Here is a 26,826-nt window from a genome sequence, read left to right on the forward strand (position 1 = left end):
GTGGTTATATTCACATTGAGCAGAGCATAATTGCTCTGCTCAAAAAAGAATAAATATCAAGTTGTGACAGAGCCAAAGGCAAAATTCGTGCCCTCTCCTACCCCTTCACAGACCCTTGCGTCAATCCGCTATAGATGTATTTCTGCAGGAAGAGGAAAATAGCCAGGGTCGGAAGAATGGTGATGACAATCCCGGCACAAATCACCTGCCACTGGGTTCCGTAAGGTCCCTGAAAGTTGAACAGGGAGGTAGAGATAACCAGAAGCTTTCTGCTGGTCATATACAGGAAGGGGGTATAAAAATCATTATAGATATTGACCCCTTTGATAATCAGCACCGTCATGATGGCAGGCTTGAGCAGCGGCATGATAATCTTAAAAAACACCGTGAAATAAGACGCTCCGTCCACAATCGCCGATTCATCCAGAGATTCCGAGATATTGTCCAGAAATTGCAGAAAGATATAGATAGCAATAATGTCCGTGCCAATATACAGTAAGATCACCGAGGTTCTGGTATTAATCAGATGCAAAGCATTCATAATCTGATAGCAGGTCACCTGCATCGTTACCGAGGGAACCAGCGCGGCAATCAGGAAGGAGGATTTCACGATTTTCTTCGCCCTGAATTCGAACCGGTTCAGCACATATGCCGTCATGGTGCCGGTCAGAATTGCGCCGATCATTGAGATAACCAATATAATTGCCGTATTGGTAAAACCCCGCAGCATCTTCCCATCCACAAAGGCCCTTATGTAGTTTTCCACATTCATAAAGCTTTCCGGCAGCTCCAGTGCCCCGGTCTCCCGGAATTCAACCTGGGTCTTAAAGGAAACCAACAGAATGACAATCAATGGCACCACCGCGACAAAGGAGGCAAAGGCAAGGGACAGATACTTCATCCCCATGGCAATCGATTTCCGGGCTGACGTTCTATGCTTCTTCATTTGCTCCGATCCCTCCTATTGAAATAGTGCTCCTGTATCGCCGTGATAATCAGAATCAGAACCAGCAGGACAACCGCCATGGCGGAGGCCAGCCCTACCTTCTTGAATTTGAAAGCCGTTTGTATGGTCTGGATCACGAAGGTTGCCGTGCCGTTGGAACCGTTTGTGATGATATAGGGGATCTCAAAGACGCTTATGGCTCCCCTGACAGCCAGAATCAGATTCAGGCTCACCACGGTTTTGATGCCCGGCAGGATGATGTAGCAAAACTGCTGCCAGCGGTTCGCTCCGTCAATATCCGACGCCTCGTATACCGTGTGATCCAGGGACTGAATCGCGCCGATAAACATAATCAGATTCTGTCCCATATAACGCCAGACCGAGACAAAGCTTAAGGATATGTTATTTACATTCCTGTTCAAAAGCCAGTAGGGGAGCTTATCCTCAGGAACCCCCGCCATGGTAAGCAGGGTATCCAATGTCCCCATTCTCTTAAAAAAGTACAGAAATACAAATCCAATAGCGACTCCGTTGATCAGATAGGGAAAAAACAGCACCCCTTTAAAAAAGTTTCTTCCCTTCAGCTGAAAACTCAGCAGCATAGCAAAGAACAGAGCCAACGCCATTTGAACAAAGGCGCCGGCGAAATAATAGACGCTGATCCTCAGTGTGGCAAAATACTCCGGCCGGGAGAACACCTCTTTATAATTTCCAAGACCGATGAATGTCCGGTCACCCAGATAGCTCATTTCATAAAAGCTGAATTGAACCATTTTGGCGAAGGGCAGATAGGTAAACACAAAGAGCAATAACAGCGGAATCAGCAAAAAGGTGAACACCATGATCCACTTCTGCCCCTGCCTGCTTTTTGCCCAGCGCTTTACTCCACCGCCTTCTGTTCGCTTATTCTGTCCCATAGTTATGCCCATGCCCTTTACCGCGCAAACCGCCATGAAAGCGTTGGCATGGACCCGGTCCCCCCTTCATTGATACCTTTTCTTTCTTTCAACCATCTCTCCATTTCCGCGTCTGCTGCCGTACGGGAGCTCTCCCGGGACAATCCCCGGTAAGCTCCTGCATAAGCCCTTCCTTCCGCGAAGCAGGGACGCGGCCAATACCCGCGTCCCCTCTCCGGAATGCCTTCTATCCTATTGGATTCCCTCTGCCGCCTGGACTTTGGTCCATTTCTCATTCCAATCCTTCATGATATCGTCAAAGCTTTCCTTAGTCACGCCGATGGCTGCCTCTATGATTCTGGCTTTCTGTTCATTGGAGGTTAAGCCAACCTCGGAACGGTCATTAATTTTATCAAAGAGCCCTTCGTTCTCCGCTGTTGCCGGAGCGCTGGCAATCAGCTTCACGTTGCCGTTGACAAAATCCTGCAGGGTTGCGGGCAGCGGGTCCGCCTTGATTACGGAGATGGAGCCCTGGGAAGCCGCAAAGCCGGATTTTGAAGTCAGCCAGTTAATATATGCCTTGGAGGCAAGGATCTCTTCCTCCGTGCTGTTGACATTGATACCGAAGCAATAATCCGCAGCGGCTGTCGCATACTGCTTCCCATCCACCGTTATGGGGAAGGGCATATAGCCGATATCGTCACGGTTCGTGGACTGATCCTGCATCTGGACCACCGACCAGGAACCGAGGGCCATGGCTCCGATCTCACCCCGTCCCAGCATGCCCTTACAGGCTTCCCAGTCCGTCGTGGTGGGATCATCCTCAATCAGGCCCTTATTTGCCAGATCGTACATCAGCTTGTATACCGTATAATGAGGAGTTCCCGAGGAAAACGGCTCCTTTTCCCTGGGCAGCACGTTGTTCCTGTAATTCTCATCACCTGTGGCCCCGCCGAAGCAATAATCCTCCCAGGCGCTTAAGGGCCAGCCGGCTGCATAGTTGGTGTAGTAAGGAATCGCATTGGTATTGTCCTTAATCTTCTGCATAGCGGCCAGGAATTCCTCAGGAGTCTTGGGGATCTGTGTCACACCGGCAGCCTCGAATACCTTCTTGTTGTAGACCACACCCTGGGCAGTGCAGGCCCAAGGCAATCCGTAGACCTTTCCGCCGCTTGCCTTCTCCGTAACGAAGTTATACACGGGAGAAAGCTCCTCCACGGTGCCGAAGGGTACAAAGAAATCGCCCAGGTTGGCCAATGCCACGGTCTTGGGGATCATACAGATATCGCCCCAATTCTCTGTGGTGAGACGGATGGTAACATCCTCCTCGTAATTCGTCATAGCCTCATATTCAATCTTCACGTTAGGGTACAGCTTGTTGAATTCCTTTATGTAATCTTGAAACACAGTGTCAATCAAATCCGTCCGGTTTGTAAATACGGTCAGCTCAGCTGCAATATCATTCGATACTTCACTTCCAAAGATGGTCTGGCTTTCCGCGCCTTTCTTCTCTCCCTTGTCCGCCGTGGAATTGGCCGGCGCTTCTTTCTTGCAGCCCGCCAGAAGGGCTCCCAGCATAACGAAACATAAAAGGATTGCTAATTTCTTTTTCATAATGAATTCTCTCCCTTTTTTTATTGAGGTTGCAACCTGTATCATTATCATAAGACTTTTTTATTATGTTTTGCACAGCAGTAATTTATATTTCTATACAGATCTTTGGGCGTACCTTCCAATTTTTCTATTTTTTATTTTACGGTGCCTGACACCGCGAAGACATTGCGGTGTCAGGCACCGTTATTTGATACCGTTATTTCAGCTTAGGCAGCTCCTCTCTTACTAAAGTGTTCTCTGCCCAATATAAATTGCGGATTGCTTCACTGGAATTTTTCTCAAAGGTCAGCTCCGCCCAGCTCATACAAAATGCCCAACGGTTTTGTCGGACAAGCTGCTGCGGAGTGGGCAGCGCATCACATTCCCCAATTCCCATGGGCTTATCCCCTGCAATACTTAGAGCAAGGTCATATTTTCTCTGCGTAAAGCCGTCTCCATTATAGAAATCCACACTGAAGATCTCCCAGTACTGATCTCCCGGATTATAATCCGCCCAGGAATAATCCAAATCCTGCATATTCCATACCCAAATGAGATTGGTCAGACCCTTTTCCTTCTCCAGATAGTCCCTGGTTATGCAGAATAGTGCACCGGTGCCGTTCTCGCCGGGTCTTCCTCCCCACCAGAACACACTTTGATTCATCTCATGGAAGGGTCTGAACAGTACGGTCACATTATGATCCTCCAGGTACTGAAAATATTCATAATAGATATCCAGCCTTTGTTTCCACAGCTTATTCATCTCCCCGCCGTCTGTAATCAGACTGCTCCACTCTTCCTCCGTCAGTTCGGCCAGTACGCCGCCCTTCCAGGGTCCGACTTCCGGCTGGTTCGGCGCCGTTACATGGAGCATCAGCTGAACGATAGCTCCCTGCTCCCACTGATTTTTACATTCCTCTATCATTTTCCACCTGTTTGCAACATCATCTGCCGAGAACAGGAAATCACCGCTCCACATTGCCGGGTATACACCGGTTCTTGCCCAGATACGGTCAGTCTGCTTTGTCGGCTCTGCATTAGGTTCCCTGTTATGAATGCTGAGAAGGGTCTGCCTGCCGCTGATCTGCTGCAGGAAATCCAGTACACCGATCTCCTCTGTTATCCCGGAGGGTATGATCTGACTCTTCGCCTTTGCATGAATTTCTTCATTTACTGCATCCTCATCCACCGGCAGCTCCGGTTTCTCGGCATAAATACCTACCTCATAAAGGGAGAAGCCATATATGGTTGCTCTTGTTTTCATATCCAGCTTCACATATCTGGCCTTTGCCTCGTTTAATTCGATCACTTCATTGCCGCCCTTGAAATCCGTTTTCTGATATAGGATATCCCAGTTCTGATTATCACTGGAGCCTAAGATATCATAATCCTTTGCAAATGCAGCTTCCCATAAAAGCATGATATAATGGAAGGTGATTTCTTCCCCCAGATCAATGATGAGATACTGATTGTCTTCATAAGCGGAAGAAAATCTTGTCTTTTCATTCTGGTCTACCGCATATTTACCAAGGCGCTCACCGCTTTCCGTGGAAGATACGGTAACCGCTTTACCTGCTGCAAGGTTCTTAATACCGATTACCTCGTCCTCTTGATATACAATCTCTTTCTTATCCTCTTTCTCTTCCTCTTTCCCTTCTTCTTTTACTTCAGCCGACTGTTTTGATTCTGTATCATCAGTTACAGGCTGTTCCGTTTTCCCTTTCTTTGAACACGCCGCGAATAATGTTATAGTCAAAATAAATACTAAAATATAAACCACTCTTTTCTTGTTCATTGTCCATCCTCCACTGTTGATTTCTAAACTATAAGGGATATCGTAACAAAAAAAGAGTATGGACAAAATTACAATACTTTGTTTTTATATGCTATTCTTTGGTGCCTGGTACCAATATGTGCAACGAAAACGTGGTGCCTGACACCGTGACACTGAAAAAGGAGCCCGAAGGCTCCTTCCGAAATATATAATATTCACTCCCCACCAAGTGAAATGTTATATCTTCCTTAACGGTATTCTACCCCATCTCCGGGCAGAAGATAGGAGTTATTCTTCACATGATCAACCAATTCCTCTACTCTGGCGTATGCGATCCCCAGGCAGGTATCCGCAGCCCCATAATAGATCGCAATTCTCCCCGTATCAGCATCGAATAAGGCGGAGCAGGGGAAGGTCACATTGGGCACGAAGCCGCTCACCTCATAGTCGGCCTCCGGCGTCATGATATAGTCCTTCGTCCGGTACAAGACCTTTGCCGGGTTCTCCCGGTCCAGAATGGCCGCCCCGATGCTGTAGACAAAACCGTTGCAGGTTCCGCACACTCCATGGTAGAACAGCAGCCAGCCCTCCGTTGTCTCAATGGGAACCGCCCCTGCCCCGATCTTGGTTCCCTGCCACCAGGTGTGCCCGCTGGTCATGACTCTGCGGTGCCTTCCCCAGAAGGTAAGATCCGGGCTATAGCTGAGAAAAATATCGCCGAAGGGCGTATGTCCGCTGTCGCTTGGCCTGCTCAGCATGGCATAATGTCCGTTGATCTTCCTCGGAAAGAGAACGCCGTTGCGGTTAAAGGGGATGAAGGAATTCTCCAGACGTACAAAGGTTTTGAAATCCTCCGTAACGCCCAGCCCGATGGTAGGGCCGCCAAAATCTGTGCACCACAGGATGTAATACCTGTCCTCCAGCTCCACCAGCCGGGGATCGTAGGCGTAACCCGTGTTATATTCCTCTCCTTCCTCATCCACCCAATGGATATCCTCATCCTCCAGCTCCCATTTGATGCCGTCCTCGCTGTAGCCCACATGGAGCTGGGGGATTCCGTCCTTGTGGTCAGCGCGGAATATTCCGACGAATTTCCCGTTATAGGGCAATACTGCGCTGTTGTATATCCTGGCGGACCTGGCGGTCTTGTTTCTTCCCATGATAGGATTTTCCGTGTGCCTCCACAGAACATCCCCGCAGCCCTCCGGCTTCTCCTGCCATGGAATATTTTTTACTCCGGTTCCAATTATTCTTACTTCACTCATTCTGACCTCTTTCCTGGAAATCCGGTCAAAGCCGGTCTCCTTTTATTTATTAAGCTGTGAATATCTCTACTGCTTCCTCGAATATCCGGGTATTCCTTCCCAGCCGCCCGGCCCGGCATTTTGAAAATCCTTCTTTATTTTACGGCTCCCTCCGCCACCCCGCTGATGATATAGCTTTGCAGGAAAATGTACAGCAGGATGGTAGGAATCGCGATCAACAGGATGGCTGCCGACATCAGGGGCCAGTCCGCCATCCGGTCCCCGGCAAAGGTGTTAAGGGAAGTGGCCGCCGTTTTTATTTTCGGCATATACATATAGGGGGTAAAAAAATCATTGTAAATGCCCAGCAGCTTCAGTATAACCGTGGTGGCGATGGCGGGCTTTAACTGGGGCAGGATGATGCTGCGGTAAATCTTCAGTCTGGAGGCCCCGTCCATCCGCGCGCTTTCGTCCAGCGCCACGGGAATCTGATTGATAAATTGCAGAAAGATATAAATCTGCATGATATCCGTCCCGATATATAACAACACTCCGGCCATAAAGGAATTATACAGCCCCAGGCTCTTAATCAGCGTGAAGGTAGCGATGGTGACCGTCATGGTGGGGACGAAGGTGGGGAAGAGGAAGGCCGCAAAAAGGATCTTCTTCATCCTGAACTCAAATCTCCCCAGAGCATATGCCACCATCGTGCCGAAGATAACCGCGGCAGGCACGCTGAAGGCCACCAGCAGGAGGGTATTCTTAAAGCCTTCACCAAAGCCCCCCAGCTGAAAGGCATTGATAAAATTACTGAAGTTGAACAGATTCTCCGGCAGGGAATACACGCCCTTCTCCATGTACTCCGCATTTCCCTTTAAGGCAACATTTAATATGATCACCATGGGAGCCAGGACCAGGAACAGAAAAAACAGCAATAAGAAATAACACAGGAATTTTCCCGCCGGATTTACGATCCGAAAGGTGCCGGTTTCCGCAAAACAGCTTTCCTTCCCTTTTCTGATTGGAACGATCTTCATATTCATTGCTATTTATCACGCTCCTTTAAAAACGTTCTCTGCACCCCCACGATCACCAGAATGATGAGCAGCAAGACCACTCCCAAAGCCGCCGCTTTGCCGAACTTCTTATACTGGAAGGCCAGCTCCAGGGATTTTACGATCACCGTGGCGGTTCTTCCGTTGGGCCCGCCCTTGGTGATGACGAAAGGCTCAAAATAAGCCTGCAGGGAGCCGTTAATGCTTAATAGAACAGAGATCTGAAACATGTTTTTGATATTGGGGAAGGTGATATGCCGTATCAGCTGGAAGAACCCGGCTCCGTCCACCCTGGCCGCCTCATAGATTTCCCTGGGAATGGACTGCAGGGCCGCAAGGAAGATCACCATGGTAAAGCCAATGTATTTCCAGAAGCTGATGAAGGAGAGGGAAAAGTTAGAGCTGTAATCCATGCTGATGAAGCGAATTACATGCTTCTCCAGCCCAATGGCCTTCAGCAGCACATTCACCGGGGAATTGGTGAAGTCATACATATAATTAAACATGAAAGCAACTGCCACGCCGTTGATGATATACGGCATGAAAATGATTGCCCTGAATGTTTTTTTCAATTTTAAATTGCTGTCCAGCAGTATTGCCAGAAACAAACCTACAAACTGCTGTATAATGGCGGTGATCACATAGGCCATATTGTTCCATATGGACGCCAGATATTCCTTGCCGCTGAGAATATCCTTATAGTTTCGAAAACCGATGAACTCAATCTCAGGTGTCATTCCATTCCAGCTGGATAAGCTAATCTGCACTAATTTATAGAGCGGATAATAGGAAAACAAAATCAGCAGTATGACCGGTATCAGCAGAAATCCCGTTATTGTAATTCTGTCCTTTGTTTTACTCTTCATAGATAGTCCTCATTCCCTGATAGATTTTCTGCTGCACTTTAGCTTTCGGATAAAATGCAGCAGAAAATGCTTTATACTGATTTCGTTATTTCTTTACAATTTCCTTGCGGGCCTGGGCCCATTTCACATTCCATTCATCACAGAGCGCCCCGGCCTTTGCATCGTCCGTCTCCAATACATAGGACAGCAAAAAGCTCTGGTCATCCAGCTCAATCTGGTTTTTGATGTCCCAGAAGGCAGTTACCGTCATATCGCTCTCTCCCGCGGGTACGCCATAGGACATCAGCTCCGCTGCAAATACATTTTCAATCTGCGCCGTGGTATCCGCAGGGATTGTGGAAATGGCGGTGGCGTGCTTCCCGCCCTCGACCATATATTTTAAATAAGCCTTCGCCAGCTCCGGATTCTCGCAATCCTTGGACACACCGTAGGATTTGCCGGAGGTGGAATATACATACTTTGCCTCCGGGAAGGGGAACATGCCCACATCCTCCAGCTTCGCCCCGGCGTCAACCACCTGCTGGGGGAACCAGGTCTCTATATAAAACATACCTGCCTTGGCCTGAGCCATATCCAATTTCAGCTGATCCCAGTTTGCAGACATGATATCCGCCTCGAGATAACCCCTCTTGTTCATCTCACGGAGAATATTCATGAAATACAGTACGGTCTCATCATAGATTTCATCCCTTTCCACATAGAGGTTCTTTCCTCTGGAATCGCCGTTGAGTGACAGCTGGGCGATATTCCAGTCACACCAGGGATAGATAGGCCAGATATCCTTGAACGCGGTAACCATGGGAATGATTCCTGCTGCCTTCAGCTTCCCGCAGGCGGTCCAGAACTCCTCCATGGTCCTGGGAACGCTTGCAATGCCTGCCGCCCGGAAGGCCGCTTTGTTATATACGATCCCCGTATAGCCTACGCTGTCGGAAATGGCATAAATCTTACCGTCGCTGCCGGTATTATTTCTTGAGAACAGGATGTCATCCCAATGAATGCCCAGGTCATCCAGGGGAAGGAAATAATCCGCCAGGGTATCCAGGGTCATGCCGTTAATGGACATAAAGAGATCGGGAGCCTCCCCTCCGGAAATACGGGTGGCAACCACTGTTTCATAATCCTTGATCGCCTCGTATACAATCTCTGTCCCGGGATGCGCATCCATGAAGCCCTGCGCTAAATCCTTCAAGGTGGTGTCAACTACATTGGTCATATTGGTGGCAATCACAATCCTGCCGGATAGAGCCTCCTCCTCTCCCTCCGGGGCGGCGGTATCCTTCGGTCCCTCTGTGGAACCGCCCTTTCCCGCAGCCTTGGTCGGCTCCGTTTTCTGCGCTTCCGGCTTCTTACTGCAGGCAGCGAAGGAAGTCAGAACAAGAGCCAGAACCAAAAAACATGCTGTAATTTTTTTCATACTCACATCTCCTCTTATTTTTTCTGGAACGGTAGTACAAGCTGCAACTTCTGTTACTATCATAGCCGATTTTTGAAGGATTTGAAACCACTGTGTTTTGTATTTCTCAACATTTTTTTATTTGCCCAGGTGTAGCAGAGGGCTTCCTTTATTCCCGTTCCTTTATGAAGTTCACCCCCCTGATATCGTCAAAGTATATAGTTCCTGTCTCGGGTCCGATTCCCACCTTATTGGTGTAAATGGAAAATTCGATAATATTCAGATTTTTATCCAAGGTTCCCTCTCTGGGGGCCCAGCTCGGCGCCGCAAACTCATCAAAGGGTATGTCAAGCTCAACGGCCTGTGTTCCCTCCAGATAGCCGATGTACTCCCAGTACACATCGTCCGAAGTCTTGACCTGGAAGGTCAGGGAATTGCCGGAGCCGTCTCCGGTATACCAGACCCTGAAGCCGTCATAATCCTTCAGATTCAGGTAATCCATCTTCTTCGTCGCGCCTGCATAGCCTTTGTTCTGATAATCGTACTCCAGCTTTAGCCCATAGGCCCCCTCGGATTTCATGTCAGGGTCAAGGCTCAGCTTCAACATCCCGCCGCCGCCATTTCTCGTATAATTTTCCTCCAATAGGGAATCCGCTCCGTTATAGCCCTCATAATCATCCACCTTGGTCAGGCTTCCCACGTAAATGTTATCCAGATATATCACAGAGTCTGTCCCCTTCTTATAGCTTAGGCCTACTCCATAGTTGCCGGTGTAGTAATTCCTTTGATCCAATACCAGGGAAACCCCGGAAGCCCCCCTAATTCCCATTCCGAAGCCCTTCACCGCAGAGAAGTCCCTCACCGCGCCGGGCACAGAGGCGGTCAGATCCTTGAAATCAAATTTCACCATCTCGCCCGTGTCCTCTGTCAGCTTCTTTTCTCCGCTCCAAACCACATTATTTTTATCCGTCAGGGAAAGGGTCAGGGTATTGCCCGATTTATCCCCCTTCACCCAGGCAAATAACACATCATATTCTGTGAAGTCCAGATCCGGCAGAGGTTTCGCCGCCTCAGACGCCTTCCCGGTGTATGCCGCATTCAGCCTTGCATCGCTGCCAAAGTAGAATTCGCCGTCCTCCAGGACATTCACCGGAGCCTTATCCTGCATGGGAATCCTCTTGGAACCGGAGCCCACCTCCACCGATTTCACTATGGCGCCGCCCTTGCCTGCCGGATAAGTCACTCTGAGATAGCGGGCGGATGAGGATGGCTCTGTATCGGCAAAAACATACTTCGAATATGCGCCCTCCGCTTTTCCTTCCCCGGATGCGGAAACCTTCTCATAGATAACGCCGTCCGCAGATACCTCCACCTTAAGCTCTGCTCCCTTTTTCATATAGGCTATTACACGGTAGGAGGTCATATCCGCTGCGGTTTTATAGATCAGCACGCCTTCCCCGCCGTCAGCGGCCGCCAGCCCCTCAATACCGCCGTCGGTGATTCTCTCCAGGTTCGGAGACTTATGGGCATATAACGGCTTTGACGGATTGAAGTCCTCATCCTGAAGCAGTATATTCTTGTCTAATATCTGGGCGAGATAGACCTCCTCCTGATTTCCCGTATAGGTATATACCGTTTTGACCTCTTCCAGGACGCAGGCGTTATTCCCCCAAATATATACTCTTGCAAAATAGGTGCCCGCAGGCAGCGCATCCGCTCCATAGACGGAAGCAGAACCGGTCACCGGGACCTCGGCATAGGTTATATCATCCTTTGACACCAGGACCCTTGGCTGTTTATCCGGGATGTTCTTTGTCCTGATTTCAATGGCGGTCATAGGAATCTTCGCGTTATAGGCAATGTAGCCCTCTGTGTCGGAAGCGTTCCAAAGCGCACCGTCAAAGGTTGTTACATTTTCCGAATGATCATAGCTGTAGACATTCCGGATTTCTGTGGGATTCGGATCTTGGCCTGATACCGCGATCATATCCAGGGGGTCCGCCACAATATGCTCCGCAGAAGCCACCGTGACCACATTGGACCAGGCTCCCGCGCCGGATTCGTTGCAGGCCCTCAGACGATAGGAGTATGCGCTGCCTGTGACCGCCGTCTCATCATGGTAACCGGCAATACAGGGCTTTGCTTTCTCCTCCCAATTTCGTCCCGAATCGTATACATAATCCCTCTCATCGGCAATGGTCTGCCAATCGCCCTCCCCGGGGTTCTGTCCTTCGGCTCTCTCTATCTCATACCAGGCTCCGCCGACCACACCCCGCCACTGGATGTCGCCGACTGTCTTGATCTCATATAGGAGCGGTGCCTCCCCGGTCTCCGGGGGAGGAATGGGAAGAGCCCTGGCCTCTTCTATCGTATCCGCGGCCCCGTTCAGCAGGCTGGCATAGGCAAAGATGCTTCTTACAATTCTGGTTTCATCATAATAATCCCCTGACGGGAAGCCCGGCCAGTGGTAAGCGGCCCAGTTCCCCGGATTTTCCGGGTGGAAATAGTACCCGTAGCCGTCCTTATGAGCCCTCAGGCTCCACATCATCATTCCGTTGGCGCCGGCCTCAAGCCCGGCATCAAAGACCTCATTTACCTGCTCCACCCTTGTGTAGGCGCCAAACTCTCCCAGGATAAAGGGCTTTCCCGGCAGGGGCTGGCCGTCACTGCCCAGTATCTGCTTCGCGCCGCCCTGGCCGTTATTGAAGGACAGCCAGGTGTCATTCTTCGTCTTGGTGGGGAAATGTCCGGTATAATAATGGCTTCCCAAAATATCCACATTGGGGTCCTTTAAGGATTCTGCGGTTGCATCCATCTTGCCGTCAAGCACCAGCTGGCGGATTCCCGTGCTTTTCAGATGGGCCGCGATATCCGTGGTCCATTCCTGGGGGAACTTCGTGCCGGTCTCATCATAGGCCGCGATCTCATTGCCGGTCTCCCAGCACAGGACCGCAGGATCATCCTTATACTTGATGCCGGATACGGAGTTCGTCCGATCCATCAAATGGGTTATCATCTGCTTAAAGTAATCCCTTGCTTTTGGGTTCGTGTAAAATTCCCATGCCTTCGTGTCAAAGCTGGACGGATGCCCCATCCCTATCCCGGCCAGCCTGAGATAACCGTCCATACCTCCGACCCAGTGCCAGTGATCCACCAGCGGAATAATAACACGGACACCGTATTGATTGGCTAGAGCCAGAAGGCTGTCCAGCTGATTTAAGGCGCCCTCGTTAAAGGTGAGCTTGCCGCTCCCGTCCACGCCTGTTACATAAGCCCTTCCAGCATTATTGCCGTTATATACAGGAATTGTATAGGTTCTGGTGACCTTGCCGCCCATGGCATGGATTGTCTTTAGGGCATTGGCCTGTTCCCAGGATGTGTCCGAGGTGGCCTGGGGATAGTTCAGAGAAGCGAATTTCAGCTCCTTTGTCCCATCCATCAGCTTTGTGCCGTCTACCTTGATGTAATCCTCGAATACGGTTTCAAACCGTCTGCCTTCTGAGGTATCCAGCTCGATCTCCGGATACCTGTTTAGAAATCCTGCTGCTCCATCCTCTTTTGTATTTGCAACCCCTGTATCTACGGCTTCCGCATTCTCAGCTTTCGTATCTGTACTTTCCGTATTCGTATCTTTGGTATTTGCCTCTTTCTTATCTGGCGTTCGTCCTGTTCCCGCGTTGCAGCCGAGCATCCCCAGCAGCGCGGCAAGCAGCAGGATCATAACTGTGATTCTCCCTTTCCTACTCTTCATTGCAATACTCCTCTCCTTTTATAAAGCAAGGAGAACCGGAGCACCGGCCCCCATTCTCCTTTCTCTCCTTTAGTCCAGGGGATTTCCCTGAGAATCAAAGGAACGTACATAATCAAGAATTTCGTCAAAGCAGGCCCAGGCAATCCCCACCTTCTGATCCGCCGCCCCGTAGGACATAATCAATTCATCATCCTTTACAATCCCGCCGGTGGTAAAGATGCAGGGACAGGCAAACTTATCCGGCAGCTCCCAGTCCTGTTTGGCATACATCAGACGGCTGGAGCATCTGTGAATAATTTTAGGGAAGTCATTCTCCTGCTTCTTCAATATCATGAAGGACTGGGTATACCCATAGTCCGGCAGGCTTTTCCCATGATAGGATACCAGCCACTCCCCGTTATCCAGTGGGATGGGCGGAAAGCTGGCTCCGATTCTCTCCTCCTCCCAGTCAAAGATGCCCACGGCCAGCAGCTCATGAATCGCCTTATCGCTTGTGAAATCCCCCAGCTCCCCGGCCGCCGCAAGAAACATGGAGGGCTTCTTTATTCCTCTCCCCGCCTCAAAAACATCGGGATGATCCGGTCTGTGCAGCATGACATACTGTAACTTTCCGCGAATCATCATTTTGTTGGGGAAGAAGAACACATCCCGGTTATCCGTCACATTGCCGTCCGTCAACACGCACACATAGGCGAAGGCCCGTTCATAGTTCTGTTTCTTCAGCTGCTCCAGATCCAATTTAAACAGCACCGTTGTCGTATCATTCTTAGATGCGGCGGAGCCGAAGGGATTGTCCTCCTTCATGGCCCAATCCGGCAGATTGTCCCTTCTCCTGTCTCCCTCCCAGTAGGGGCCCGGCGGGAACATCCGGCAGGCCGCCGTCATATAGTACTCTCCCTCCAGCAAAAAGATTCTGGGGTCCTCGATGCACCCGTTGGCATAGTTGACCACCTGATTTCCATAGATATCCTTGATATACATCCGGTCCACGTCATACTCCAGCGCGGGGGCCAGGGCCGGTCTGCTAAAATCAGCCACCCAGGTCTCCCCGTTATCCTCGCTTGCAGCATATCCCAGGAAGATGGGATAGGGATCAGACAGACCTCTCAGGTTCTTCTGGGGCCAGGGGCCGGTTGCCCGGAAGAGCATATGTATGGTATTGCTGTCCTGCTCCCGGACAATGGCCGGATTCAGCACCATGGTGTCCGCCCAGGAACAACCCTCCTGCGGCACGATCACGGGCTTGCTTGAATATCGAATCTTTGGTTCCTTCATTCTGATACTCCTCCTGATAACAAATATATTTTTTAACTCACCTCTCCGATATCATAGCATGTTCTGAACTGTAAATTAATTGCTCCTCTTTGGTTTTATATGCAAATCTTTAGCTAAACAAACAACAAAAACCGGCATGGCAGCGATGAATTATTCCATCACTTCCATGCCGGTTCCTTCAAATCAACCAGGCTGTTTGAATTAGCACGAAGCAAATTTCAGCCCCGCTGTTATTTTATAGTTATCCTGCTGCCGTTCCTTACGCAATATCATTAAATCAGGCCGCAAGCACTCTGCTGGGCCGGAATCAATACACCGTGTTGCGATATTCCTTCGGAGAAATCCCCACGCTCTTCTTAAAGGCCCGCCCGAAGGAAACCGCGTCCTCATAGCCCACCATGCATCCGATCTCGTATACCTTGATGGTGGGGTCCCGCAGCAGCGTCCTGGCGGCCCGCATTCTGACCTCCAGCAGGTAATCGGAGAAATTGGTGCCCACCTCCGTCTTGAATAAATTGCTGAAATAGGAGGCGTTCAGCTCCACATATTCCGCCAGATCATTCAGCGTGATGTTGTCTTTATAATGCTCCGAGATATATTTCTTCGCCAGCTCAATCCGGTTCTTGCTTCTCTTCTCCCGCTCGCTCCTGATATATTCGATCACATCCTTGATCAGATAGCTCATATAGGTTCTCAGCTCATTGTATGTATTGATATTCTCCAGGAAGAACCCATACTCATAGGCGCAGCACAGCACCGCCTCCTGAAAATCCTTGACCCGGAGAATCAGCAGCTCCAGCATATCCTTCATATACTTCCTGAACTTCAAGGGGGTGAGGTAGCATAAATCAAGGAAGGTCTGCTCCAGCAGCTTCTTGCAGTTGATATAATCATACAATTCGATGTATTGGGTCAGTTTCTCCACCAAGGGCTCCAGGTTGTAATTTATGTCAATCAGCTTGCTCTCGATCTCATGGTATTCGATGCGGTGATTCTTCCCCAGATAAAACCGCGCGTCAGCCGCCGTCTGCGCCTCCTGGTAAGTCCTGCGAATCCCGGAAAGTCCGTGATAGACATTCCCCACCCCAAGGGTGTAGGTGGTGTCCTCCATATGGACCTCGCATACCTTGGCATAAATGTGCTCCGAGACCGCATTGGCATCCAGCTCCTCTTCCGAATAAACCAGATAGACGATCTCCGTGTTATTGATATATTGCAGCACATGAGGGCCCTGTATCTCCCGGATGGCATCCTCCATCCGATCGTATATGACCTCCAGGGCTCCCTCATAGATCATCCGTTCCATGTTCTGCTTATAATAATTATCGATCCGGCATACCATGACGAAATAATAGGAGTTCTCCAGATTCAAGCCGATTTTGCCCAGCAGCTTTTCTTCCTCCTCCTTCTCCCTGGCCGGTATATGGAAAATCTGCTTCAGCGTATTGGCAGCCAGAATCTGATGGCTTTCCTTCCGGTTAAGCTCCCTTGCGGCGTCCTGCTCGATGGCCTCCTGTGTCTTGCGCACCACCTCAACTAGGTCCTTCTTATTAATGGGCTTCAGCAGATAGTCAACTGCACCGTCAACAAAGGCATTCCTGATATATTTGAATTCATCATAGCCGCTCAGCACAATGACTTTCATCAACAGATTTTGTTCCTTGATCTTCTTAATCAGCTCCAGGCCGTCCATGATCGGCATCCGAATATCCGTAATCAGCAAATCCACCTTGCCGCATTCCGCCATCTCCTGGAGAGCCAATTCTCCATCGGATGCCTCACCGACTACAGTACAATTCAGATCGCTTTTTTCAATAATGCTTCGCAGACCCTTTCTGATTATCTGATCATCATCAGCAATAAAAATGTTCATGACTTCCTCCATCCATTTCATCTTGAGCCAGCCCAAAGGTTTATTTATTTATTATAATGGATACCTCTTGCCTTTACAACTTCTTTTTTGTACAATAGTAACAAATAGTTCTTCCATTTTGCAACAACCTTGGTCATTTGTTTAAAATAGGAATCTTTTCGACGGAGAGGAAGCTTACCCATGATTAGAAAATTACTGTCCATTTATAATAATAAATCCATTTTCTTTCGTCTGTCCCTGATCATCATTTCCCTGTTTATCGCCGTGCTCAGCATACCGATTATGAATTTCATGATCTTCTCCAAGGAGAAAACCGTATCCATCTATAGCTCGGTCAATCAGACGAATCATCAGGCCCTCAGCAAAATAGACGACTATTTGATTGATATTGCCAATATAACGAAGATTCCCCTTACCTATAAGCAGAATGACAAATCCTATCTCCGAAGCCTGGAGGATTTCAATAAAACCGGTGTTATATCCCGAGATTTCCAGCTGATGAACGGACAGATGTTTGAAGAAATCCATGCATATAAGAGCAATGTGGAAGCCTGCTATGTCTATAACCTCTCCGGCGTCGGCGATTATAAGGTCCGCACACCGGTCTATAATATCATGAACCCGGCGGAGGAGCCCTGGTTCCAGAAAAGCATCGAGCTGTTCGGAAAGCCGGTTATTCTGGATACCTATGAGCTTCCTTACGTGTCCCTTGAGAAGAATCCGGTCTATGTCTTCGGCATTTCCAGAGGAATTGTCCGCTTTGAGAGCAGCAAGGTCATCGGAATCCTTGTGGTCAATACGCGAACCGACTATCTCCGGGAGGTCTGCGATAATATGAAAGCCTCCCAGAACCACCGCATTGTTATTCTTCATGATGATTATGTGATTTATGATACTCAGGAGGAGAATATTGCTGCCACCGCCTCCGGCGACCTCCTCGATGTCAGCCGGGATTCGCCGGAAGAGGAGAAGACCATTTATATCAACGGCCAGAAATACATGACCTCATCCCTGATCTCGAATTACAGCGGATGGAGAATCGTGAGCCTCATCCCCTATGAGGAAATGTTCCACGACCTGGAGCGGATGCAGATCACTACCGTGCTGGCAATCACCCTGCTGATCCTCATTTCCCTGCTGCTGGTATTCCTCGTATCCTCCCAGATCGCCCGCCCTTTAAAGAAACTGGTATCCTTAATGAAGCTGGCGGAAAACGGTGATTTTAACATTAAGATCAATGTTAATAGCAAGGACGAGATCGGCACCCTGGCAAAATCCTTCAACTCCATGACGAGCAAGATCAACAGCCTGATCCAGGAGGTTTATATCGAGCAAATCCGTCAGAGCGAGCTGGAGCTCCAGATGCTGCAATCCCAGATTAATCCGCATTTCATCTATAATACCCTGGAATCCATCAGCATGATGGCTACCATCCACGATGACAGCACCACCTCGGAGATGGCATACAAATTGGGCAGCATCCTGCGATACGGGCTGAACAAGACAAAAGCCGAGGTCACTGTAAAGGAGGAGCTTGACAACCTGGAGAACTACATCCAGCTTCAGGCGATTCGTTTTGAATCTGTATACGGCATTGAGATTCACGTCGCTCCCGAGCTGTATTCTATTTATATTATCAAGCTGATCCTCCAGCCCATTGTGGAGAATGCGATTTATCACGGGATGAAGGATATCCGCTCCGGGGGCCTGATTACTGTCAGCGGATACAAGCAGGACAAGAAGCTGCTGGTTTTTGAAATCACGGATAACGGCAAGGGTATGACCGAGGAATTAGCCCGGGACCTGAATGATTACATTAACGACCGGAATAATCTGTTTAGCAGCATCGGCCTTAGAAATGTGAATAAGAGAATCAAGATCAAGTACGGCGAGGAATACGGGCTGGAGATACAGAGCCTGCCCAGCTCCGGCACAAAGGTCATGGTGAAGCTTCCGGTGGAGAACCACTGACCTGCACCTCCCCTGGACATTATCATGCCGGGGGAAGCAGGCTGTTACGCTTTTTCAGCCCCCAATACCGGACAAAGCCTGCAATATCTGCCAGCGCCCAGCCGATTGGAATACTCCACCAGATACTTTGCAGCCCAAAGCCCAGCCAGACCAGGCTGTAGGACAGAGCCACCCTTATGCCGAGAGAAACCACCGTCAGAACTATCGAGGTGTTAAAATGTCCAAGGCCGCGGTAAAAGGCATAATGTAAAAACAAATATCCGATCAGTATATAGAAGGTGCCTTCAATCCGCAGGTATTGTCCCCCTGCCGCTATCACCGCCGCATCCCCAGGCACAAAGAGGCTGATCAGCTGCGGGGCGAACAGCCACACTCCCGCGGATATCACGGCACAGAATATGGTGGCACAGAGGATGGCCGATTGAAAGCCGCTTTTAATACGCCCTTCCTCTCCTGCCCCCTTATTCTGTGCGATATACGTTGCAAATGCGTTTCCAAAATCCTGGGCAGGCATATAGGCAAAGGTATCAATTCGCACCCCCGCTGTGAAAGCCGCCATTGCAATAACACCGAAGGAATTCACCAGCCCTTGCACCAGCAGGATTCCAAAGTTCATGATGGATTGCTGCAGGGAGGTGAGGATGGAGTACTTGGCAACCTTATTGAACATCTCCTTTTTAAAGCTCAGTCGAAGCTTAAGAAATCCCAGCTTTTTCACCGCATAAATGCACAAGGGCATCCCGGAAAGTACCTGTGCCGCAAAGGTGGACCAGGCAGGGCCCTTTACTCCCATGGGAATGCAGATAACCAGTATAAAATCAAAGGCCACATTGATCACAGAGGCTGTAATGAGGAAAATCAGCGGTGTTTTGGAATTCCCCATGGCACGTAAAACAGCGGCTGCCATATTGTATAAGAACAGGAAGGGAAGGCCGGATAATATAATTCTCAAATAGTTTTTGGAAAGCATAAGAGCGTCCTCCGGCACCTGGAACAGGCGGACCAGAGGGTCCAGGAAAAGCAGGGAAAGCGCCGCGATGAATACCGTTACGGAGAAAATAAAAATCGCCGAGGTTGATATGGCCGCCGACAGCTCTTTGTAGCGTTTGGAACCATATAGCTCTGCAAACAGCACACCGCTTCCCATACATAATCCAATCAATATCGCGTTTATAAAAACTACCAGCGCGGAGGATGCGCCGACTGCCGCCAACGCCTCCTTTCCCAAAAAGCGTCCGACTACAATGGTGTCGGACATACTGTAAACCTGCTGAAAAACATTGCCTAAAAAAATAGGAAGGGAAAACAGCAGGATTTTCTTCGTCGCATTTCCGGTGGTCATATCAATCGTCTTCAATATACTCTCTCCTAGTCACAAGTTATAGTTCACTAGTTTAAGCGAACCTCACTCAGAAAGCAATAGTAAAATTATAATTGATACCTGTATCGATATATAGTATATTAATTATGGCAATGAAGTTTTATTTTTTTATCCGCTATTTGATAATTTAAAGACCAATAACTAATGCTATGAAATAACTGCCGAGGTTCTTATAACTATGATTTAAACCAATAAATTAGTTTCGGAGGATTAGGTTATGAATGGTAAGCGAATTCTGATTAAAGTTTCTGGGGAAACATTAAGTGGAGATCATCAATCAATTTATGATAAAACTGTTATTGATAATATCTGCGATGAAATAAAAAAAATAAAAGAGGAAGGTTATCAAATAGCTATCGTTATTGGAGCCGGTAATTTGCTAAGAGGACGCGATGCCCAGAATTGGGAAATAGATAGGCCGGATGCTGACGAAATGGGAATGTTATTTACAGTAGCCAATGCACTTATGCTTCGTAATAAGCTGAGTAAAGTCGGTGTACATTCCAAGGTCATGACGCCAATGCTGCTAGGCGGAATTACAGATATCTATAACAGGAAAGATGCTATAAAACTGTTAGAAGACAATTATGTGATTATTTTTGGCGGAGGAATAGGAAACCCTTTTGTGTCAACTGACTATCCGGCAGTACAGAAATCCATAGAAATTGAAGCAGATATGCTGCTTATGGCAAAAAGTATAGACGGTGTATATGATTCAGACCCCCATCTTAATAAAAACGCTAAACGCTACCAACAGTTAAGTTATGACACCTGTGTTTCAAAAAAAATTAAAGCCTGCGATGCAGCTGCATTTATGCTGGCCGAGGAATTTGGGCTCACGATGTATTTATATGATGGAAAAGATAAAAATGCTATATTTCATATTATTGAAGGCAAGAATATTGGCACCGTAATAAAAAAGCAATGCACAGATGTATTTTATTAAAATCAATTTGATGGACTTATCAAAAATGACGTGATTTATAATTGAAGAGAGGAAGGATCAAAATGGCCTCCTGGATGGTACACTTACGAATAGCAGATCAATTGCTGGATGAAATAGATAACCTTTCCTTCACAGAATTTGTGGTCGGAAATATAGCCCCTGACAGCGGTATACCCAATGATGACTGGTCTGTCTTTACTCCCAGCGGAGATATTTCGCACTTTAAAACTACGGACCAGGATGGTCTAAAGAATATTCACTTGCATGAATATGTGGAGATGTTCTTTTCTGCGGAACACCGAACACGATACAATATGAAACAGAAATCTTTTTATCTGGGTTATCTGACCCATCTTCTCACGGATATATTATGGGTCGATCAAATCGTTCGGCCCTGCAAGGACAAATTTAAAGCTCTGTATGACAAAGACAGAACAGAGTGGATCTGGACATTAAAAAAAGACTGGTATGACCTTGACTTTCTCTATATTAAGAAAAATCCTGATTTCAGAGCTTTCTCCATCTATAAAAACGCAATTAACTTCCATAATAAATATATCGAGTTCTTCTCTGAAGATGCATTTGATCTCAGAAGACAATATATTTCCAGTTTTTATAGCAGTAAAAGGGAGAATTTAGAAAGAGAATATATCTATTTAAGCGAGAACGAGATGGAACGGTTCGTCAATGATAGTTCCGGGACAATTGGCAGGATACTGAAGGAGTCTTATATATGAATGCTTATAGTCTTTGACTCAAACGATGCTTGTTGAATTCTAACGGAATGGGTTCACGCGAGAAAAGAGAATGGTGACTTATGCTATGCTTTTGGAGTTATCCTGAATTATTTATTTCGCTTAGACAAACTGATGGATATTGCAAAGTATGACTTACCTATTCACGTAGTTGAGAAGAAAATACCCTATCTCTCTACCGACAGTATGTATATAAAACCGAATGAACCAAACGTCTATAAATTTGAAGAGCTTGTGTTAGACATGGTTGCATCCACACCCACTGAGAGGTATCTAATGGATAAATCAAAGGATAAAGAACTATTTTTTGAGGCACTCGATCATAATTCACTATCATTGATGCGTAAAGTATCAAAAAGTGATTTGCATAATCATGTCGGCAGAGGCGGAAGTCAAGATTATCTGGCCTCTAATAAAGGGATTTCAATAATACCGAATTCTACTCCTTTTCAGTCTTTGCAAGAAATGCAGTATTGGTTTGAAAATAATATTAAAAAATATTACACAGGATTGAACGGATATTTAGAAAGAGTTAAGGCATCGTTTATACAAGCAAAAAGTGATGCTGTAAAAGTCTTATCCATGAGCTATGGATTAGATGAGATAGAACAAGTTGGTGGAATGGATTGTTTTATCCATATAATGAATGATTATCAAAAGCTCATACCCGATACATACTTTTTCCCGGAATTAGTTTTGTTCAGGCATGGCAGAATTAATCAGGATTGTGAAAGGCTGGAGCATATTCTGGATTATAAGTATTTTAAATCGGTCGATTGGCAGGGAGATGAAAATTCAAGAAAAATAGAAGATATCATACCGATGTACAGAATTGCCAAAAAACATCATCTTTTACTTCGTGCACATGCGGGCGAGTTTGGTCATGCAGGACATATTCGTGAATGTGTTGAACAGCTGGAATTAAACGAAATACATCATGGAATAAATGCAGTAGAAGATCCCTCTCTCTTAAAATTTTTATCCGATAATAAGATCACCTGCCACGTCTGCCCGACCAGCAACATTATGCTGAAAAGAAGTGAAAGTTATAAACAACATCAAATTCGCAAAATGTTTGATGCAGGCGTTAAGGTGACAATAAATACAGATGATATGTGTATCTTTAATGCTTCTGTGTCAGAAGAATATTTAAATTTATATCAAGCAGGAGCTTTTAGTAAAAATGAGTTGGAATGCATAAGACAACAAGGATTAAGCGGTATGGAGGCAGTCGTTTGAAAGGGAAGATCGAGATCGGTGCATGGCTTGAAATCGTTCAGCCATTGCATAAATTTGCATTAATTTATCAGCCGTTAAAAACTCAGAAGCCAAATGAATTGCTGCTTCTACGAAGTCTTTATTGAATGACGGGCGGTATGTAAATATTTAAGAAAACCCAAATGGATAAATTCATAATATCCACAAAAAAATGTGCGATTATACACCACTTTAGGTTCTTTGTCTTGTGATAGACATATCCCCATGTTATCCCCATTATTAGTAAGGGCATAATCATGATATAACTCCTGATGGTTATAGAAAAAACACCCCACATCATATGGCTTAGAAGAAATAGTGCAGAGGAAAAAAGGATTTTTATTGCCGGTTTCCAGCTCAAATTATCAAGAAGATAGCCTCTCCAAAACATTTCTTCGGCGATTGGATTCACAATAGCAAATAAAATCCATAATAAAATCAGCACAACACCGCTTATATATTGAATACCCCACGCAAACGAAACAATGCAAAATAATACTGGAACAAAAGCAAGAAGAACATATCTAGAGCTTTTAAGCGGATATCTGAATATCTCCGTCAATTTCTTTTTCGTCGGCTTAACGACAATAAAAATTGAGGCCCAATATACTATAGCTAAAGGAATAAAGGCCCATTCTCCTATAATATGATTTGCAGTGACCGCTACAATAAATCCTATGGCAATTATAGCAATTGATAATAAGATTATTTTAATATGTTTTTTTTCCATTATAATTACCCCCGCCCATTATATGAATTCGCTCTTAAAATGTAAATTCCGCTGAATATCATTTCACAAATATCTTTCTCCTCGGCTTGTATAAAATGGTAACACAGTCAATGCAATTTCTCAAGCTTGAGCTTGCAAACATTATGCCAGGACCAACTGTTTCCGGCAAGGCACGGAGCAAAATTCGGCCTAACTATTTGTCAGGCTGCTTACATATCCAGGTGGATTTTGGCCGAGTGTACCTGTGAAGATATTAATAAAATACGGTATATTAATTATAGCTATTGGAATGAGCTATCAAAACATACCGGCTCACCATTCATCGCTACGGATACGATACGAGAAGGCAGGGAAATATATGATGTCTCAAACTCTGCCCTTTACAAAGCCCGGACATTATAAAAATCGCAAAAGCATGTCCGAAAATAGCGAGATAATTCTGTAGAATGTGGTATAATCAAATTAACTTCAAATAAGGGAGCGAAGAATTATGCCAGATAATGATAGCGGCCTATATGCTGCATTTAAGGCAAAAGACGCCCGTTTTGACGGGCGTTTTTTTGTAGGAATATCATCCACCGGAATATACTGCCGCCCGGTGTGCCGGGCAAGGCAGCCAAAAGCCGAAAACTGCACGTTTTATCCCACCGCCGCCGAAGCGGAGCAAGCCGGATACCGCCCATGCCTTTTATGCAGACCGGAGCTTGCCCCCGGCACTTCAATCACAGATGCTACCGCTAATTTAGTCTACCGGGCAGCAAGACTGTTAGAAAAAAATTGCGGAAGCGGACAGAACTTGGAGGAAATAGCCGGACAACTCGGTTGTACTGCCCGGCATCTGCGACGGGTCTTTACATCAGAATATAATGTGTCACCCATTCAATATTTGCAAACATGCAGATTGCTCCTTGCTAAAAGTCTGCTCACGGACACAGATTTACCGGTTCTGGACGTTGCAATGGCGGCAGGTTTCGGCAGCCTGCGCCGCTTCAATGACCTTTTCAAAAAAAAGTATAAGCTTTCGCCCACAGCTTTACGAAAACGTACCTCGGAGGAAAAGCATAATGGCAACATTACTTTAGCATTGGGTTACCGCCCTCCCTATCCTTGGGAAAAAATGCTGAACTTCCTTGCCGGACGTGCCATAATGGGAATCGAGGTTGTAAAAAACGGTGAATATATGCGCACCGTGCATTTGGAAAACGCTGAGGGTAAGCATATATATGGTTGGGTAAGGGTGAGCCACAGGCCTAAAAAGAACGCATTGGCCGTTACTGTAAGCGAAGCCTTACTTCCCGTACTCCCCCAAGTATTGGCACGGATACGTCATTTATTTGACTTATATTGTGATCCCTGCGCGGTGTATGAAACACTTCAGGTTATGAACAGCATCCGTCCCGGCCTTTGCATTTTGGGAACCCGTGTACCGGGATGCTTCAACGCTTTTGAAATGGCAGTACGTGCGGTGCTTGGGCAGCAGATTACCGTGAAAGCCGCAAGCACATTAGCGGCAAGGATTGTTGAAACTTACGGCACCCCTATACAAACCGGGATTGATGGATTAACCCATCTCTTCCCTTCCCCCCAGGATATATTGGCTCTGGGCGGAGCTATTAAAGATCATCTTGGTACACTGGGCGTCATCGCTTCACGGTCAAATACCCTTTACGAACTGGCACGGTCATTGGTACAGGGAGAAATCAATTTTGATCTTTGCGCCCAGCCGGAGGAAGAAATGAAAAAGCTGATGTCTATTCGAGGGATTGGAAGCTGGACGGCCCAATATATCGCTATGCGTGCTATGGAATGGCCGGATGCTTTCCTTGAAACAGATGCCGGTGTAAAAAAAGCATTACAGCCTTACACCTCAAAGGAATTATTGAAAATGGCAGAAGCATGGCGGCCTTGGCGCAGCTATGCCACCGTCAACCTTTGGAACACACTATAGGAGGTATACCATGTATTATTCAACGACTTATTCATCCCCCCTGGGAACAATTACACTTGCCTGTGACGGAAATAATCTTGTTGGCTTATGGATTGACGGACAAAAATATCACGGCAATACGATCTTCGAAGATATTCCGGAGAACAATGGCCTGCTGATATTCGATACCGCCAAAAAATGGCTGGACAGATACTTTGCCGGCGAAAAGCCCCATAGTTCAGAACTGCCCTTAGCTCCTGCCGGCGGCGGGTTTCGTCAGGAAGTATGGAATATTTTATGCGAGATACCATATGGTCAGGTTATCACTTATGGCGACATCGCCAAAAAGATGGCGGCAAAGATGAACAAGAAAAGTATGTCAAGTCAGGCGGTAGGCGGAGCTGTCGGGCATAATCCCATATCGATCATCATCCCCTGCCACCGGGTTGTAGGCTCCAACGGCAGCCTGACAGGATACGCCGGAGGCATTCATACAAAGATAAAATTGCTTGAATTAGAGGGTGCCGACATGTCCCGATTATTTATACCTACAAAAGGCACCGCGCTTTAGACAGGGAGGAGAACAATGCATTTTACCTATTGTCCACATTGTGGAAACGAACTAATTGATAAAGAGATCGGCGATGAAGGCATGATACCATATTGTCAATCCAGTCACCGATAAGCTAAAAGAAGGAATGCCGTATGATTACAAGAAAATCAAGCAGAGCGATTATTTTGAATAAAAAGAATGAAATATTTTTATTTCAATATCATTTTGACTATTTTATCAAAGGTAATATAGTTTGGATCACTCCTGGCGGCGGGCTTGAAGAAGGGGAATCTTTTGATATGGCACTTGAAAGAGAAGTCTTTGAGGAACTGGGCATACAGATAAACCGGGATTACCAGCAAATTTATTACAGAAATCCAGTCTATTATTTAAAAAATGGTGAAATAGCTCAATGCGAAGAGAGATTTTTTCTTGTTTATGCCGATGGAAATGATTTCTCATATACTAATTGGACTGAAAGTGAAAACACAAGAATGCTGGATGGCAAGTGGTGGTCTGCAGATGAAATAAAACAGTCAGATGATGAGTTTTTCACAAATGATATCATTGATATCCTAAATAATCTCTCCGCTGGACAAATCCCAATGGTTCCAATCGAAATAGCATAAGCTGAAGG

Annotated in this window: 21 protein-coding genes and 1 pseudogene; 8 read left to right on the plus strand and 14 right to left on the minus strand. The window is 46.9% G+C overall.

Features of this window, described 5'->3' with window-relative positions:
* Positions 1 to 97: 97 nt before the first annotated feature.
* The 12 genes from HNQ56_RS08565 to HNQ56_RS08620 all read right to left on the minus strand — a co-directional run bounded on the left by HNQ56_RS08565 (position 98) and on the right by HNQ56_RS08620 (position 16,669).
* Entirely contained in the window at positions 98 to 946 is an 849-nt protein-coding gene (locus tag HNQ56_RS08565) for a carbohydrate ABC transporter permease (protein ID WP_429144656.1), read from the minus strand.
* Positions 943 to 1,899, minus strand: a complete 957-nt coding sequence (locus HNQ56_RS08570) for a carbohydrate ABC transporter permease (RefSeq protein WP_429144658.1) — start codon at positions 1,897 to 1,899, stop codon at positions 943 to 945. The genes HNQ56_RS08565 and HNQ56_RS08570 overlap by 4 nt, the downstream gene beginning before the upstream one ends.
* Positions 1,881 to 2,138, minus strand: coding sequence for a hypothetical protein (locus HNQ56_RS08575; protein ID WP_429144660.1), 258 nt, complete (start codon positions 2,136 to 2,138; stop codon positions 1,881 to 1,883). Before HNQ56_RS08575 ends, HNQ56_RS08570 begins: the two co-directional genes overlap by 19 nt.
* On the minus strand, positions 2,095 to 3,456 hold the full coding sequence (locus HNQ56_RS08580) for an ABC transporter substrate-binding protein (protein ID WP_429144662.1): 1,362 nt from the start codon (positions 3,454 to 3,456) through the stop codon (positions 2,095 to 2,097). The genes HNQ56_RS08575 and HNQ56_RS08580 overlap by 44 nt, the downstream gene beginning before the upstream one ends.
* A gap of 196 nt (positions 3,457 to 3,652) precedes the next feature.
* Positions 3,653 to 5,230: a glycosyl hydrolase gene (locus HNQ56_RS08585; RefSeq protein ID WP_429144664.1), complete on the minus strand. Its 1,578-nt coding sequence runs from the start codon at positions 5,228 to 5,230 to the stop codon at positions 3,653 to 3,655.
* A gap of 227 nt (positions 5,231 to 5,457) precedes the next feature.
* Positions 5,458 to 6,474 (minus strand): glycoside hydrolase family 130 protein, encoded by a 1,017-nt coding sequence (locus HNQ56_RS08590; protein ID WP_429144666.1) that lies wholly within the window; start codon positions 6,472 to 6,474, stop codon positions 5,458 to 5,460.
* A gap of 134 nt (positions 6,475 to 6,608) precedes the next feature.
* The gene (locus HNQ56_RS08595) at positions 6,609 to 7,496 is read right to left on the minus strand and encodes a carbohydrate ABC transporter permease (protein WP_429144668.1); all 888 of its coding nucleotides are present in this window, start codon (positions 7,494 to 7,496) and stop codon (positions 6,609 to 6,611) included.
* 2 nt (positions 7,497 to 7,498) lie between these two features.
* A complete protein-coding gene (locus HNQ56_RS08600; RefSeq protein ID WP_429144670.1) occupies positions 7,499 to 8,374 on the minus strand; it encodes a carbohydrate ABC transporter permease in 876 nt (291 codons plus the stop codon).
* Positions 8,375 to 8,459: 85 nt separating this feature from the next.
* A complete protein-coding gene (locus tag HNQ56_RS08605) occupies positions 8,460 to 9,791 on the minus strand; it encodes an ABC transporter substrate-binding protein (protein ID WP_429144672.1) in 1,332 nt (443 codons plus the stop codon).
* A 148-nt stretch (positions 9,792 to 9,939) separates the two neighbouring features.
* The gene (locus HNQ56_RS08610) at positions 9,940 to 13,521 is read right to left on the minus strand and encodes a carbohydrate binding domain-containing protein (protein ID WP_429144673.1); all 3,582 of its coding nucleotides are present in this window, start codon (positions 13,519 to 13,521) and stop codon (positions 9,940 to 9,942) included.
* Positions 13,522 to 13,590: 69 nt separating this feature from the next.
* On the minus strand, positions 13,591 to 14,796 hold the full coding sequence (locus tag HNQ56_RS08615; RefSeq protein WP_429144675.1) for a glycoside hydrolase family 130 protein: 1,206 nt from the start codon (positions 14,794 to 14,796) through the stop codon (positions 13,591 to 13,593).
* Between the two features lie 307 nt (positions 14,797 to 15,103).
* The gene (locus HNQ56_RS08620; protein WP_429144677.1) at positions 15,104 to 16,669 is read right to left on the minus strand and encodes a response regulator; all 1,566 of its coding nucleotides are present in this window, start codon (positions 16,667 to 16,669) and stop codon (positions 15,104 to 15,106) included.
* 180 nt (positions 16,670 to 16,849) lie between these two features.
* On the opposite strand from HNQ56_RS08620, the gene HNQ56_RS08625 reads away from it, so the two are divergent.
* Positions 16,850 to 18,640, plus strand: coding sequence for a sensor histidine kinase (locus tag HNQ56_RS08625; protein WP_429144679.1), 1,791 nt, complete (start codon positions 16,850 to 16,852; stop codon positions 18,638 to 18,640).
* A gap of 22 nt (positions 18,641 to 18,662) precedes the next feature.
* Here HNQ56_RS08625 and HNQ56_RS08630 read toward each other — a convergent pair whose 3' ends face one another.
* The gene (locus tag HNQ56_RS08630) at positions 18,663 to 19,997 is read right to left on the minus strand and encodes an MATE family efflux transporter (protein WP_429144681.1); all 1,335 of its coding nucleotides are present in this window, start codon (positions 19,995 to 19,997) and stop codon (positions 18,663 to 18,665) included.
* Positions 19,998 to 20,238: 241 nt separating this feature from the next.
* Here HNQ56_RS08630 and pyrH point away from each other — a divergent pair, with 241 nt between their 5' ends.
* The 3 genes from pyrH to HNQ56_RS08645 all read left to right on the plus strand — a co-directional run bounded on the left by pyrH (position 20,239) and on the right by HNQ56_RS08645 (position 22,961).
* Positions 20,239 to 20,967 (plus strand): UMP kinase, encoded by a 729-nt coding sequence (gene pyrH / locus HNQ56_RS08635; RefSeq protein WP_429144683.1) that lies wholly within the window; start codon positions 20,239 to 20,241, stop codon positions 20,965 to 20,967.
* Positions 20,968 to 21,041: 74 nt separating this feature from the next.
* A complete protein-coding gene (locus HNQ56_RS08640; protein WP_429144685.1) occupies positions 21,042 to 21,704 on the plus strand; it encodes a zinc dependent phospholipase C family protein in 663 nt (220 codons plus the stop codon).
* Positions 21,705 to 21,836: 132 nt separating this feature from the next.
* Complete coding sequence (locus tag HNQ56_RS08645; RefSeq protein WP_429144686.1) at positions 21,837 to 22,961, plus strand: amidohydrolase family protein; 1,125 nt, start codon at positions 21,837 to 21,839, stop codon at positions 22,959 to 22,961.
* A 118-nt stretch (positions 22,962 to 23,079) separates the two neighbouring features.
* On the opposite strand, the gene HNQ56_RS08650 is transcribed toward HNQ56_RS08645, so the two are convergent.
* Positions 23,080 to 23,709, minus strand: coding sequence for a CPBP family intramembrane glutamic endopeptidase (locus tag HNQ56_RS08650; protein WP_429144688.1), 630 nt, complete (start codon positions 23,707 to 23,709; stop codon positions 23,080 to 23,082).
* Positions 23,710 to 24,199: 490 nt separating this feature from the next.
* Between HNQ56_RS08650 and HNQ56_RS08655 the strand changes: the two are divergent.
* The 4 genes and pseudogenes from HNQ56_RS08655 to HNQ56_RS08670 form a co-directional block, all read left to right on the plus strand.
* A pseudogene (locus HNQ56_RS08655) lies at positions 24,200 to 24,400 on the plus strand (Ada metal-binding domain-containing protein); the annotation flags it as partial.
* 105 nt (positions 24,401 to 24,505) lie between these two features.
* Positions 24,506 to 25,657, plus strand: coding sequence for an AlkA N-terminal domain-containing protein (locus HNQ56_RS08660; protein WP_429144995.1), 1,152 nt, complete (start codon positions 24,506 to 24,508; stop codon positions 25,655 to 25,657).
* A gap of 10 nt (positions 25,658 to 25,667) precedes the next feature.
* Positions 25,668 to 26,207: a methylated-DNA--[protein]-cysteine S-methyltransferase gene (locus HNQ56_RS08665; protein ID WP_429144690.1), complete on the plus strand. Its 540-nt coding sequence runs from the start codon at positions 25,668 to 25,670 to the stop codon at positions 26,205 to 26,207.
* Positions 26,208 to 26,341: 134 nt separating this feature from the next.
* Positions 26,342 to 26,818 carry an NUDIX hydrolase gene (locus tag HNQ56_RS08670; RefSeq protein WP_429144692.1) on the plus strand — a complete coding sequence of 159 codons (477 nt, stop codon included), beginning with the start codon at positions 26,342 to 26,344 and terminating at the stop codon, positions 26,816 to 26,818.
* Positions 26,819 to 26,826 lie beyond the last annotated feature (8 nt).

The organism is Anaerotaenia torta (assembly GCF_050433395.1).
Classification (GTDB): Bacteria; Bacillota; Clostridia; order Lachnospirales; family Lachnospiraceae; genus Mobilitalea; species Mobilitalea torta.

Excerpts from the sequence above, each read along its gene's own strand:
- HNQ56_RS08665 (WP_429144690.1), top strand. The coding sequence starts at position 25,668 with ATGTATTATTCAACGACTTATTCATCCCCCCTGGGAACAATTACACTT.
- HNQ56_RS08620 (WP_429144677.1), bottom strand. The coding sequence starts at position 16,669 with ATGAACATTTTTATTGCTGATGATGATCAGATAATCAGAAAGGGTCTG.
- HNQ56_RS08605 (WP_429144672.1), bottom strand. The coding sequence starts at position 9,791 with ATGAAAAAAATTACAGCATGTTTTTTGGTTCTGGCTCTTGTTCTGACT.
- HNQ56_RS08645 (WP_429144686.1), top strand. The coding sequence starts at position 21,837 with ATGGATATTGCAAAGTATGACTTACCTATTCACGTAGTTGAGAAGAAA.
- HNQ56_RS08600 (WP_429144670.1), bottom strand. The coding sequence starts at position 8,374 with ATGAAGAGTAAAACAAAGGACAGAATTACAATAACGGGATTTCTGCTG.
- HNQ56_RS08590 (WP_429144666.1), bottom strand. The coding sequence starts at position 6,474 with ATGAGTGAAGTAAGAATAATTGGAACCGGAGTAAAAAATATTCCATGG.
- HNQ56_RS08565 (WP_429144656.1), bottom strand. The coding sequence starts at position 946 with ATGAAGAAGCATAGAACGTCAGCCCGGAAATCGATTGCCATGGGGATG.
- HNQ56_RS08585 (WP_429144664.1), bottom strand. The coding sequence starts at position 5,230 with ATGAACAAGAAAAGAGTGGTTTATATTTTAGTATTTATTTTGACTATA.
- HNQ56_RS08575 (WP_429144660.1), bottom strand. The coding sequence starts at position 2,138 with ATGAGAAATGGACCAAAGTCCAGGCGGCAGAGGGAATCCAATAGGATA.
- HNQ56_RS08650 (WP_429144688.1), bottom strand. The coding sequence starts at position 23,709 with ATGGAAAAAAAACATATTAAAATAATCTTATTATCAATTGCTATAATT.
- HNQ56_RS08625 (WP_429144679.1), top strand. The coding sequence starts at position 16,850 with ATGATTAGAAAATTACTGTCCATTTATAATAATAAATCCATTTTCTTT.
- HNQ56_RS08615 (WP_429144675.1), bottom strand. The coding sequence starts at position 14,796 with ATGAAGGAACCAAAGATTCGATATTCAAGCAAGCCCGTGATCGTGCCG.
- HNQ56_RS08640 (WP_429144685.1), top strand. The coding sequence starts at position 21,042 with ATGGTACACTTACGAATAGCAGATCAATTGCTGGATGAAATAGATAAC.
- HNQ56_RS08595 (WP_429144668.1), bottom strand. The coding sequence starts at position 7,496 with ATGAATATGAAGATCGTTCCAATCAGAAAAGGGAAGGAAAGCTGTTTT.
- pyrH (WP_429144683.1), top strand. The coding sequence starts at position 20,239 with ATGAATGGTAAGCGAATTCTGATTAAAGTTTCTGGGGAAACATTAAGT.
- HNQ56_RS08570 (WP_429144658.1), bottom strand. The coding sequence starts at position 1,899 with ATGGCGGTTTGCGCGGTAAAGGGCATGGGCATAACTATGGGACAGAAT.
- HNQ56_RS08670 (WP_429144692.1), top strand. The coding sequence starts at position 26,342 with ATGATTACAAGAAAATCAAGCAGAGCGATTATTTTGAATAAAAAGAAT.
- HNQ56_RS08610 (WP_429144673.1), bottom strand. The coding sequence starts at position 13,521 with ATGAAGAGTAGGAAAGGGAGAATCACAGTTATGATCCTGCTGCTTGCC.
- HNQ56_RS08580 (WP_429144662.1), bottom strand. The coding sequence starts at position 3,456 with ATGAAAAAGAAATTAGCAATCCTTTTATGTTTCGTTATGCTGGGAGCC.